The organism is Paenibacillus sp. lzh-N1, from assembly GCF_002872435.1.
In the GTDB taxonomy this organism is placed as follows: Bacteria; Bacillota; Bacilli; order Paenibacillales; family Paenibacillaceae; genus Paenibacillus; species Paenibacillus polymyxa_C.
This window is the reverse complement of record NZ_CP025696.1, coordinates 3,793,345-3,806,750: the sequence shown is the minus strand read 5'-3', so window position 1 is coordinate 3,806,750 and position 13,406 is coordinate 3,793,345. Positions and strand designations below refer to the sequence as shown.

Below are 13,406 nucleotides of genomic sequence, written 5' to 3'. Positions count from 1 at the left end.
TCTTTTACCCTAGTATCTAAATGGTTCTAATGATGTAACCCATGGTCTGATTGCAGAGATTGTCACTCTATCCTGCATGTATCCGGCCATGGGCTTATTCAGCTAGAACGTACTGCACTTCACTATTAGCTTCTCGTTGCTTCTCGCCATTGCTTGAATCCAACTAGATTGTAAGTAGACTAGCAGTTAAAGCTTTAAATCTTTCATTCAGGTGTTCTGCAGTCTCAACCATTATTTTTTGTCCTATATCGTCAACATGTCTATTCTTCCAATCCTCAAGGACTGTCCCCTTAACCCATTGATTAAAAGCACCAAGGGCTGGTCCGCAGTGTACTTGATAATCGACCCTGTTGTTTTTGTCCCCATTAATGGCAAGTCGGGTAGAATAAGTAAAGTACCATCTAAATATCAAGGCCATCTTACGTTTTGGGATTCTTTCAGCTTTTTCAATGATTTCAGCCGGGTAATAAGCTTTAATATCTTCATAGACTTGTTCGATACTCTTCTTAAAATATTTTTCTTCAATATAATGTTTGGTTTCTCTATCAATTTCATCTATGGAATTATAATTCCGGTAAAGATCATATAATTTATTCGCCCTGGCCGGGAAAAACACTCCTTTTTTCATAACCTGAACTTTTGCCCCCATTTCAAACATATCCCCTGCTGGAGCGTAGTCCGTATCCTGAATGTTTAATTGCTGGAGCAAATCTTTTACTTCATCACTCGTCCCTGCTTCAACCGTACACTGATTGATAGAACCCGTCATGATAAAATCAGCACCTAATATAAACGCCGCCGCTGCAGCTTGTGGAGTCCCTATTCCCCCCGCTGCCCCTACCCTTATGCTTTTATTGTATTTATACTTTCGAATCGCTTCATCCCTCATCTGAAGCATTAGCGGAACCAATACATATGCAACTGCATGGTCGGTATGCCCGCCTGAGTCAGCCTCGACGCATAAATCATCGACCATGGGAATTTCCATTCCCATCATCGCCTCTTCCCGGCTGATCCTATTTTCCGCCAGCAGCTTATTTATAATATTCTGAGGCGCAGGACTCAGGAAGGCTTCAACAACCTCGGGTCTGGATACTTTCGCTATAATTCTGTTCTGTGGCGTTACGTTTCCCTTTGCATTCCGTCTCAGTCCCTTCAGCCTGTACCTAACCAAAGAAGGCGTGATACTCATAAACGCAGAGGCTTCAATATTTCTAACACCGTATTTTATGTACAAATCAACGATGTTATTTTCTATGTCTGGGTGGTCTGGCACATGAATAAGATTCATTCCATAGGCTTCGCCATGGTTCAATTCCTTTTGAATATACTTTATGGTTTCCTCCAGAGCATCAATCTTCACTCCCCCAGCTCCAAAAAATCCCATCATTCCTGCCTTTCCTGCTTTTACGACCATCTCTTTTGAAGAGATGCCCTTGTACATAGAGCCTATAAGATACGCATACTTAATTCCGTAATCTTGTTTAAATTCGCTATGACCAAGAGACTCTGCAGTAAATTGTTTGTCAGATACCCGTACGTCATGATCGGGTTTTGTTATAGGAACCTGTCGCTTTTCGGATATCGCTTCATCATTTCTCAACGTATCCTTCGACATCCCCTCCTGTACCTGCTCGCTCCGGTCTTCAACCTCCGTCAGGATCAATGGCTCTGCTTCTCGTTGTATGGCATTAACCAATCCTGCCACAACATTTCCAGGCCCGATCTGAATAAACTGGGTTACACTTTTACCCATCAGATAGCGTATACTTTCCGACCATTTGACCGGGCTCACAATCTGGTTGATTAGCGTGCCTCTTAAATCCAGCTGCTTGTAGGGTCTAGCATGGACATTTGAAATAACGGGTATTTTGATTTTTGAGAATTCGAATGACGCCGCATAAGCCTCAAATTTCTGTCTCGCATTTTCCATATATCTGGAGTGAAATGCTCCACTTACATTCAAAACCACATAATTTCTGGCTCCAGCATCCTCAAAAATCGGTTTCGCCTGCTCAATCAGTTCCTTTGGCCCTGAAATGACAATCTGGCTGGGCGAATTATAGTTGGCAACATCGAGCTCTACTAATTTATTTTTTTCCATTACTTCCCGAAACATTTCTTCTTTCAAGCCTAAAACTGCCGCCATTCCGCCACCAGTAGCCCGAGCCATCAGCTCTCCTCTTTTTTGGACCAGCTTCAAACCGGTTTCAAAGTCAAACGCTTCCGCGGCAAATAAAGCATTATATTCACCCAAGCTATGTCCTGCAACATAGTCGGGTTTTCTTCCGGTTTCTCTTATTTTTTTCAGGTAACTTAAGGCATTTACGACAAATAGCGCCGGCTGGGTAAAATCCGTTTGTCCGAGTTGGTTGGCAGGGTCCTCAAGGCACAGCTTCTGAATAGAATAACCAAGAACTGCATCCGCTTGGGCAACCAATTCTGGAAATTCATCAAACAGTCCTTCGCCCATGCCTTTCACTTGAGCTCCTTGTCCAGGGAACAGATATGCGATCATTGATTTCCTCCTTGTTAGTAATGGATGCATATTAGTCAAATATTTCGAACAGACGATCCAAATTTTTTATATCCTGTTGAAAAGGAGAGAGCATGGAATAAACGCTTGCCTTTTTCTTGGGACCAAAATTATACTTTACAAAATTAGCAAGCGTGCCCGAGGGACCGAGATCAATATAAACAACCCTGTCACTATCTCCCAGACACTTTAGAGCACTCTGAAATTGGATAGGCTTTCTAGTGACGTCCCAAAGAAAACGGTTGTCAAGCCATGTCGTCTTTCCGCCGTACATAGATGAAACCATATTTATTTTAGGGCTTCTTAGGGTCTTGAGCTTTAAGAACGCCGTATATTCCAATGCAATAGGGTCCATTAAGGAAGCATGAAAAGCATAATGTACTGGCAACCTTTGATAGATCATTTCATTTGCTTTCAAATAATGTTCAATCTCTGTCAGACCCTCGCAGCTGCCTGAAATGACAAAATGTGAGTCAAAGTTGATGGATGCCAGTTCTGAGTTAGTATTCAATATGGGTGCTTCGTCGTACAGACTGGGATTGCCAATGACGGCCAGCATGCCCCCTTTCGGACAATAGGCCTCCACCAACTGTGCTTGCTTGATAATACATTGAAGCGTGTCCTCATAGCTCATGCAGTCAGCCACAGCAACAGATACAGACTCACCCAGACTAGAGCCTAAAACATAATCAGGATAAATTCCCTTTTCCAATAACACCTGTGTGAGCGCATATTCAACCATGAAAATTGCAGGGTGAGTATATAGCAGGGTATCAAATTCTTCTCCCCTGCGACGCGTATCATCGTACAGCGTTTTTAATACAGAGCTGCCTGTAATATCCGTATGAATCTCATCCAACCTGGTCATCCATGTTCGGAAAACCGGGTTGGACATATATAATTCCTTTCCCATGCCGTAGTATTGCGAACCCTGGCCTGAAAACATAAAAACCACTGATCTGTCCATCCGAGTAACCCCCACAACGTATTGATCAGACTCTCCTAAGCAGTTCTCTATCATTCAAAGTTCACAACAAATTGCGCACTAATTGCATTTGGGATGCCGTAGGATTGCTTTCGTTAAGAACATTCTCCATATGCTGCCGGATTGCAGGTTTGAATTTCGGTTCTGTGATGATATATAGCTGCCCTTTTCGGATGCCCTCAAAAATCTGATTGGCCACATCCTCCGGAAGTATTCCATTTTGGACAGCCTTGCGAGCCAATTCGGTAATAACTTGTCTTTCAGGTGGAAGATTGCCGCTCCCATCTGGCTTACGCAGCTCTGTCGGGCGGTTCCGCTCTGCATCCATGATTTGAGTACGAACGAATCCCGGACATACAACCGACACTCCCACATTAGAACCGATCAATCTGAGCTCCTGATATAACGTTTCAGACAGGCTTAAAACGGCATGCTTTGACGCGCTGTATATTCCATTTCCAGGACCGGACAGCAGACCGGCAATAGATGCTGTATTTACAATATGGCATGGAGTTTTTTGTTTCACCATAATAGGAACAAAAATTTCGGTGGCAAACAGAATTCCCCAAATGTTTACGTTGATTACCCACTGCCAATCTGCCACAGTATTCTCCCATAATAAGCGGCCTGTGCCAGCATCCACGCCTGCATTATTGAACAAAAGATGCACAGCGCCAAAGGTCTGAACTGTTTTTTGTGCTAATAAACGAATATCAGCTTCTTTGGAAATATCGGTCACAACGGAGAGGGTAGCTGCACCCATTGCTTTCAATTCTCGTTCAGTCCTTAGAAGAGCCCCCTCTTCAATATCCGCCAAAACGACCTTCATTCCTTCTTTGACACATCGGTCTGCAATAGCTCGGCCAATTCCGCTGGCAGCTCCCGTAATCACAGCTACCTTATCTTTGAACTCCCTCATTTGTACCTCCGGATTATTCGTATTTTTCGTCAGACAGTGTTCAGTTCCCCAATTTGTGCTCAGAACGGAGAGGTCGGTAAGGGAATTCTGCGAACAGCTTGCCCCTCATGGAGCGCCTCCCACGTAATTCTGCCTCCCTGGGTCCAATACATAGCGATATTTTCCAGATTCCTCTCCTCTAGAAGAATTTGAGAAACTTTCTCGCCTACTTTTCCTAAAAGGAGTGCACTTGTATTTGAATCCTCTCCGCCTTCCCCAATAAATATCGGAATAGACGCTCCCTCTGGCTCGTTACCCTTGCCGACAGATTCGATAAGCTCTCTCAGACCAGTGAGCAGTTCCTCTCGCGAGCTCGCTACGATTGCCGTCCGGCACTTCATCGCTTCGCGGCCTGTCTGAAGTGTGAAAGCCACATCATGTAAGGAAAGCTCGTTCTGCTGCTCCACATATTCAAGCAATTGACTCGCAAGAGCCTTCAATCGCTCCCAGTTTACGTCCGAGAGAACCACTACTTCTGTCTGATCTGCCCCTTTCAACTGAACAGCTTCTTTTGGCGAAGGAATGTATTCTTCCAGAATAAAATGGACGTTAGATCCCCCAGCACCGAAGGAGCTTACTGTTGCCCGCAACGGAAATTCCCGCGCTTCTCCTTCCAGCTCTATTACAGGCCGCTTCCATTCCTGAAGCTCCCGTTGCAGATAAAATGGAGTATTGCTGAAAGTAAGATTGGGATTCAGCTTCTCCGCTTTAATGGTGGGAACCAGTTTTCGATGCCACAATTGCAATATGGTCTTGGTTAGCTGCGATATCCCCGAGGCTGCTTCTGCGTGGCCTATATTGGATTTAACCGATCCCATGGCACAAAAGTGCTGCTCGTCCGTAAATTTCTGGAATGATTTTTTCAAGGCGACTAGCTCAATTGGGTCTCCCAATGTAGATCCATTGGCTGCTGCCTCTACATAGCTGACTGTCCGGGGGTGAATGCCGGCTTTCAAAAAGTTCTCTTCAACAAGTTGTGCCTGTGCATTGGGATTAGGGACCGTATACCCATTGCTGTGTCCTCCATGATTAGTTGCCGTAGATTTGATGACTGCTAAAATACAGTCTCCATCCTGTTCTGCCTTATGAAGCGGCTTTAAGAGAACTGCCCCAACTCCTTCAGCGGGAAGATATCCGTCTCCATCTGCAAAGCTTCGACTATCTTCATGGCTTCCGATCAAATTGTTCTGGCTGGATTCGATATATTTTTTGGGGCTTGTCAACAGATTCCCCCCGCCAGCTACTGCGATTTGGCACTCTCCTCTGATCAGGCTTTCACATGCCATATGGACAGCCACTGCAGAGGAAGAACTCATCGTATCAATGGATATGCTCGGACCCTGGAAATTGAAATAATGCGACATGGGGTTGGCGACAGCAACAGAACCAAAGGATGTGACCCGAGGGGCATCCGTATTTGTATCACAGTCGCAGTATTTATGATACGTAGCACCAACGTAGACCCCCACCTTGGACTGGTGTTTTTTCTGTAGCACCTCTCGCGTATATCCCGCACTTTCCAGCAGGCTCCATATCATTTCCAGGAAAAGCTGTTCCATAGGGTCCATCAAACTCACCTCATAAGGGGTGAGGTGAAAGAAAGAAGAATCCAACGGATTTATTCGGTTTAGGAAGCCCCCCCATTTGCAGTAGGTTTTTCCCGGTTTATTTCTTTCTTTATCAAAGTAAAGATCGTGATCCCAGCGATCTTCGGGAACTTCGGTAATGCAGTCCTTGCCCTCTTGGAGATTTCTCCAGAATTCTTGAATATTTTCCGCTCCAGGATATTTTCCGGACACCCCGATGACAGCAATGTCCATCGCTCCTGTTCCTGTGACCGCCTCCTTAGGCTCTACTCGCACTGACGAAATGGGTGAGTGCCGAAATGTTGGAGAGGGAGCTTTTGCATGTTCTACGATGCCAATGGATTTCGTGCTGGCTGCCGCAACTAGCTCTTGTTCAGCACCAAACAAAGCGTTCAATTCATCCCAGTGTGATTCCAGGAAGTAATCCGTTAAACTCTGGATATTTGGATATTCAAACAGTAAGGTTCTGGACAGTGATCCAAACGTTTCTTCCAGTTGATCGGTTATTTCCATAGACTTTATGGAGTCAACTCCATAGTTTTCCAGGTTTTTATCCTCTTCAATGCGTTGTTCTGGCAGTCCAGTGGATGAGGAAAGTAAGCCCTTTAGATACCCTGTCACTTGATCACGCAGCCGCCCTTCTCCAGACAGGGATTTTGTCTCATTGGCTACAGAAACCGTGTCAGCTATTGCACTTACAGTCGCTACCTGATCCAGACCAAACAAAGTGCTTAATTCGTCTCGGTGAGATTCCAGAAAATATTCAGTTAAGCTTCGGATATTCGGATATTCAAACAATAGCGTTCTGGACAGTGATCCAAACGTTTCTTCCAGCTGATCGGTTATTTCCATAGACTTTATGGAGTCAACCCCATAGTTCTCCAGGTTTTTATCCTCTTCAATGCGTTGTTCCGGCAGTCCGGTAGATGAAGAAAGCAAGCCTTTTAGATAACTTGTCACCTGATCACGCAGCTGTTCTTCTCCTGGTCGAAGTTCTGTACCTATTGCTGCCGTGGCGGTGGCGGCTTTTACACCTACAGTTACTGCCTGCTCCAGACCAAACAGAGCGATTAATTCGTCTCGATGAGATTCCAAAAAATACTCGGTTAAGCTCCGAATATTCGGATATTCAAAAAATATCGTCTTCGACACCTGATCGAACGTCTTCTCCAACTGGTCAGTCAGTTCCATAGACTTAATAGAATCCACCCCGTAATTTTCCAACGGCGTATCCTCTTCAATTCGATATGCAGGCAGTTCGATTGACGATGACAGCAAAGTCTTTAAGTAATTGGTCGTCTTTTCACGCAGAAGATGTTCATCTTGGACGGACACTACCTTATTTGCTGAGAAAAGAACGTTGTCGTCCTCTGATCCGAGTCTCTGATCTCGGGCTGCTTCTCCGCTTTCTTCAAGCTGTCCTTCCTTAATCATCATTCTGCTGATCAGCTCAATGTCTCCTTCTACCACCATCGCTTGATTCGATATGCAGGCTATACTTTGATACAACGCACTAATACCAGTCTCTGTCCTCATCGCAAACATACCTACATTCTGCAAGGCCTTCTCCGTCTCCTGGTCAGGCCGCATTCCGCCTTCTTTCCATAGCGGCCAATTGATCGACAGCGTTTTGCCCATACGCTCCCAGGAGGATACCAAGGTATTACGATACCAAGCATATGCATCCATGAACGCATTCGCGGTAGCATAGTCAGACTGACCCGCATTTCCGCCCACTCCCGCAGCTGATGAAAAAAGGATAAAGAAGTCTAGGGGCATGTCCTTACTGGCCTGATCCAAATGGGCTAGGCCGGCCACCTTGGGCGCCAGTACTTCCCTAAATTCTGCGCTCGTCTTTTTGATGATATAGTTATCTTTGATAATTCCAGCACTGTGCAGAATACCGTTAATTCCGCCGTATGCCGTTTGGATGTCCTCAATCAGGCCAACCACCGCTTCCTTCTGCGTAACATCCACCTGTCTATATTCCACCTTGGCGCCCAAAGCCTTCAATTCTTCCAATGGGGCCAGCTTGTCCTCGTCCAGCATGGAACGCCCCGTCAGAATCAGAGTTGCATCCTTGGTCTGACGCGCAATTTCTTTGGCAAAAATAAGACCCAGGCCTTTGGCACCTCCAGTAACCAGATAAACTCCATGATCTTTCCATGGAATTTGTGGTATCGACGGCATTTCGACCTTGTTCCAGGCAGGAATCCAACGTTTGCCTTCTACAAACCGGATGCGGCTGTCCTCTGGACGCCGACTGCTCGATCTTAATATTTCAATGAGTCTTTCATTTTTCTCTATTTCCCCTACTTCAATCAGTTGCCCATAGAACTTTGGATTCTCCTTATGAGCTGTTTTGAGTAAGCCGCACAGCCCGGAGAAAAGTAGCTTTTCATTTCCAGACATCATTACAATTTGTACCAACACTTTGCCTTTAGGCTTGTTAATCAGGATACCTTGTATTTTCTCAAAGACCTGAACGGCATATGTTTCAAAGCGTCGGTCGACCTCCTCCATGCGGGCTTGTAGGGTGATACATTCCACGCCTGTCAAGGAAGCCTCGACATGTAACGCAGCTATGGCATCTGTCTCACAAAGTATGACCACATGTCGTTCGTAGTCGGTTGCTATGGTTTCCTCCCCAACCGCCTGTTCTTTCCAGAATGGCTGCAGCATCATTGCACCGAGCGGTTGCTCACAATTCTCCGCTTCCTTGTAGGAGACCCCTTTTATGCGCACACAGATCCTGCCTGCCTCGTCGCACAAATCAATGTCATACTTGTGCGCCCTATGATCAATCTGCTTTCCTCTTTCATGCCGTACCAACGCCCACATGTCGCTCGGACACTCCCGAAATATTTGAAGCCTATCTATCGCAGTCGGCAGTATTTTTTTCCGAGAGTCAATGCCGGTGAACCGCATAATATTTTCATTATTTGAAAGCAGGTATAAGGGCATTTGCAGGGCAGCACTTGTTATGAAGGGATGCACAACAAATAGGCCTTCAGTATTTGTAATACCGGAAGGCAGTGATAGCTTGGCCAGTACCAAGTCCTGACCTATATAAACTTGCTCAGCGGACTGGAATTCCGAACCGTAGTTAACTTCAATCGTCCGCAGTGCTTCATCGTCTCCCCCATGTGAAATATGATCAATGCACTCCATCTGCAAAGCCTGAATATCTAATGTTTCCGTTCTACTTAAAGCCTCCAGCTCGGCACTTCCCTCGCTGTATATGACAGGATCGCCTGCTTCGGTTCGTGTGCTGTAAATCTTGAAATCAATTCCACCTTGATCTCCCGGAAAGAGTCCTATATGTATTTCCGGCCGATCTCCTATGACAGGAGCATGTGTCCATACCATGTCTGTGAGTGTGATGCCTGTCTGACCCTTCTCCTGTACTGTTAACGACTGTTCAACCGCTGCCCGTGCCATTTCAAGACATGCTCCATCTGACAGGACAAGTCTTCCGTCAACGACGGAGCTATTCAGATAAAACTCCTGACCGTTAAAGGTTGAGCTAAATCTTTGCTCAGAAAGAACGGAGGTGTTGTGATGCAGCAAGGGGTGCAGATATGCTGGAGCGACACCAGCGGGCTTTTCTTCATCTACTGATATCCAGTAGCGTTCCCTAGCAAAGGGATATGTGGGCAAACTGATGCGGAAAGGCTGGATATCACTGTAGAGTCTGTTCCAGTCAACGTGCACACCCTTGACCCACAATTCCGAAAGTCTGCCGTATTTCTCTGCTAGATTCCAGACATCAAAGGATTCATCCAGCGCTTCTTCCAGCTGAGCTTCATCCAAGCTCTCCTTGTCCCGCTTGGCCTGTCCCCGATAAAGCTGTGCAATATCCGGTCTTCCCCCATTGAATTCCCGCAGTTTGTTCCTAAGTTCCTCCACTGACTGAACGACCACGGCAAGGCGCTCATCCATCGCCTCACGCCCCATTTGTAAGGTGTAAGCCGCATTCACCAGGTCGTTATCTGAGAAGACATTTTTATCAATTGCAGCAGTCAACTGAACAGCCTGCTCTTTCAATGCTTCATCACTTTTGGCCGACAATATAATGACAACCGGCTTTTGCGGAGTAGAGACAGCCTGTTCTGCCGGAATGTATTCTTCTAGAACGATATGGGCATTAGACCCTCCGGCTCCGAAGGAAGATATGCCTGCAATTCTAGGATATTCCCGTTGCTCGCCGTTTTTCTCCAAAATCGGACGTTTCCATTCAGCAAGTCCCTGCTGAACTGTAAATGGCGTTTTGGCAAAGTTTATATTGGGGTTCAATTCTTTGGCATGCAGGCTTGGGACAATTTTTCGGTTTTTCATTTGCAGAATAATTTTAGCGATTCCTGCAATCCCTGCGGCCGCCTCTAAATGGCCTATGTTTGATTTTACCGAGCCAATCGCACAGAACCCTGTATCCTGTGTATCCTTCTTGAAAGCCTGGGTAAGTCCGGTAATTTCAATAGGATCACCGAGTTCTGTCCCTGTACCGTGAGCCTCAATATAACTGACTGTTCGAGCATTGACGCCTGCTTTATCCAAGGTTTCTCGGATCAATTCTGCCTGTGCTACCGGATTAGGCACGGTATACCCGTTTGTTTTTCCGCCATGATTGATACTAGTTGCCCGAATAACCGCATAAATATGGTCCTTATCGGCAATGGCACGAGATAGAGGTTTGAGCAGCACGACACCCGCACCTTCACCAGGGACAAATCCATTTCCTCCTTCACCAAAGCTCTTGCACCGTCCCTCTGGCGATAGCATTCGCATTGTGCTTAGAAAAACATAGTTGGAAGGATGAAGATATAAGTTAACTCCCCCTGCAATGGCAATCTCGCATTCTCCGTTATGGATATGCTCACAGGCCTCATGGATTGCAGTTAATGACGATGAGCACATGGTATCGACCGAAAAGCTAGGTCCCTTCAGATTCAAGAGATACGATATTCGATTTGCTACCGAACTGAAGGATGTGCGAGGAAAGATTGGTTTGCCTTGCTCCCACAGCTTGGGTCCGTATAAATTGAAGCCTGTTGCGGTAATGCCTGCAAAGACGCCGATTCGCCCATTATATTGCGCTGCAAGCTGATCTCTGCTGTATCCAGCATCCTCGAAGGTCTTCCAGCATTCTTCCAGGAATATCCGCTCCTGAGGGTCCATACTCATAGCTTCCCGAGGAGATATATTGAAGAAAAGAGGATCAAAATCTGCAAAATCCTCCACAAATCCCCCAGATTTGCTATAGCTTTTGCCCTTCTCCACAGCTTCCTTTATGTTAGGAGAGTAAAATCCTTCCCTCTTCCAGCGATCTGCGGGGATTTCTGTAATACAATCTTTGCCCTGTTGTAAATTGCTCCAGTATTCCTCCATATTTTTCGCTTGTGGAAATCGTCCGCTCATGCCAATAATGGCTATTTGTTCGTGTTTTACACTGCCTGTGTCTATAACTGTCCTACTGGCATGATGGTTTTCTTCCTTTGGTAGAGTCGGCAATGATAATTCGCTATCAGTATGCAAAGATGCGGGGACGAAGTTTTCTTCCGGCTTTAGCGGTCTTCCAAGTCCTGTCCACCGTACGCATTCCTCATAGTAGTCAGCAATAAAATATTCCGCTACCGCTTCCAACGTCTGATATTCAAAAAACAGGGTCATCGAGATTTCACCAAAAACTCCTTGAAGCTTTTGGTTGAGCCTTGTAATCATGATGGAGTCTATGCCGTAGCTCTCCAAAGGCTCACTGACATCAATCTTTTCAATGCTCAGCTTAGTCACTTCTCCAAACAATACTTTAAGCTGGTGCAAGGTTTTTTCCAGAAGCAGCTCAGGATTTATCGGTGAAGAAGCTGTCTCTTCAATATATAATTTTTCCTGTGGCTGAGGCTCCAATAGATGCTTCCGCAATCTAGGCAAATCCCCTTCTATCACCAGTACCTGCTTCTGGCCAGAGGCTAGGCTATCATATAATGCCTTGACGCCGTTTGCAGTTTGCATGGCCACCATGCCAATACTTTGCCAAGCCATCTCCGTTTCGGCATCCGCATGCATTCCTCCATCCTTCCAGAGCGGCCAATTGACCGACAGCGTCTGCCCTTTGCGTTCCTTGGAAGAGACGAGGCTGTTTCGATATAAGGCATAGGCATCCATAAACGCATTTGCTGCGGCATAATCGGCCTGACCAGGATTGCCCATAATCCCTGCGATGGATGAGAAGAAAATGAAGAAATCAAGGTCTAGCTCCTTCGTCGCCTGATCCAGGTTGACCAATCCGGCTACTTTGGGAGCCATTACTTCCTTGAACTCTTCCTGCGTCTTATGAATCATAAAACGATCCTGTATCACTCCTGCACTGTGGAGGATGCCATCAAGCCCCCCATGCTCCTCTTGGATCTTTAGGATCAGTTGCGAGACCTCTTCCTTTCGGGATACGTCCGCTCGTCTGTACTCTACGCGGGCTCCCAGTGCTTTCAATCCCTCCAATATGGCCTGCTTGCCTTCGTCAAATATTGAACGCCCTACCAGGACTAGCGTAGCTTCTCTGACTCGCCGGGCGATATCTCTCGCAAAAACAAGCCCTAAACCTCCTGCACCGCCCGTAATCAAATAAATTCCCTGGTCCTTCCAGGGGACTCTTCCCGGAGTTTCAGGAGTCTTCATTTCATTCCAGCTGAGAACCAGCCGTTTACCGTTCTCATACTGTATCCTTTTGTCTTTGGGGTATTGGCTGTTCTCTTTTAATTTCTCAACGATCTCTTCCAAACCTGTAGCTTCCAATTCAACGAATTGCCCTACGATTTTTGGGTTTTCCTTTTCGGCTGTTTGCAGCAATCCCAAAAGCCCAGCAAAGAGCTGCTGTCCGCTTTGGGAGGAAGCAGCAATCTGTATCAGTACGCTGCCCCTCAAGTTCTCTTTGAGGAGCATTTGCACTTCCGCAAGCAGTTGAAGGGCATAGCCCTGAAACCGTTCATCCATGCCGGTTTGACCGGCATGGAGCTTGATGCATCGGGTTCCTTTTATGAGCGCTTCAATGCTTCGCTCTGAGATATGATCGAGTTCGCAAAGCACCACCAGATGTTGGCTAAATTCAGGGAGAGTCGCTTTTTGGAGTGCAGCTTGCTCTTTCCATGAAGGCTCAAGCATAAGAATTCCTGTATTCGCCAGGGCCCCCGCCTCGGCCCCTGCTTTGCTTTGCAGGGTACCGTGTGAAGCCATTTGAGCTTGAACTTGGCGTATTCTGAAAATAGCCTCCTCTTTCTGCATCCGTCCGCTTTTTACCTCGCCCAGAATATTTTGAAAAAAGTCCTTCATCTTCGATTGCCTCCCAGC

Annotated in this window: 4 protein-coding genes; all 4 read right to left on the bottom strand. The window is 46.2% G+C overall.

The genetic code is table 11. The features are described from left to right. Positions 1–163: 163 nt before the first annotated feature. The 4 genes from fabD to C0638_RS17135 all read right to left on the bottom strand — a co-directional run bounded on the left by fabD (position 164) and on the right by C0638_RS17135 (position 13,388). Positions 164–2,518: an ACP S-malonyltransferase gene (gene fabD, locus C0638_RS17150; protein WP_058712097.1), complete on the bottom strand. Its 2,355-nt coding sequence runs from the start codon at positions 2,516–2,518 to the stop codon at positions 164–166. 31 nt (positions 2,519–2,549) lie between these two features. Then, positions 2,550–3,503: an acyltransferase domain-containing protein gene (locus tag C0638_RS17145; protein WP_058712096.1), complete on the bottom strand. Its 954-nt coding sequence runs from the start codon at positions 3,501–3,503 to the stop codon at positions 2,550–2,552. Positions 3,504–3,564: 61 nt separating this feature from the next. Beyond that, positions 3,565–4,440, bottom strand: a complete 876-nt coding sequence (locus tag C0638_RS17140) for an SDR family NAD(P)-dependent oxidoreductase (RefSeq protein WP_013371931.1) — start codon at positions 4,438–4,440, stop codon at positions 3,565–3,567. Between the two features lie 59 nt (positions 4,441–4,499). Further along, entirely contained in the window at positions 4,500–13,388 is an 8,889-nt protein-coding gene (locus C0638_RS17135; protein WP_058712095.1) for a hybrid non-ribosomal peptide synthetase/type I polyketide synthase, read from the bottom strand. Positions 13,389–13,406 lie beyond the last annotated feature (18 nt).

Bases quoted from the DNA above. Each gene is read 5' to 3' on its own strand.
- fabD (WP_058712097.1), bottom strand. From the start codon at position 2,518: ATGATCGCATATCTGTTCCCTGGACAAGGAGCTCAAGTGAAAGGCATG.
- C0638_RS17145 (WP_058712096.1), bottom strand. From the start codon at position 3,503: ATGGACAGATCAGTGGTTTTTATGTTTTCAGGCCAGGGTTCGCAATAC.
- C0638_RS17135 (WP_058712095.1), bottom strand. From the start codon at position 13,388: ATGAAGGACTTTTTTCAAAATATTCTGGGCGAGGTAAAAAGCGGACGG.
- C0638_RS17140 (WP_013371931.1), bottom strand. From the start codon at position 4,440: ATGAGGGAGTTCAAAGATAAGGTAGCTGTGATTACGGGAGCTGCCAGC.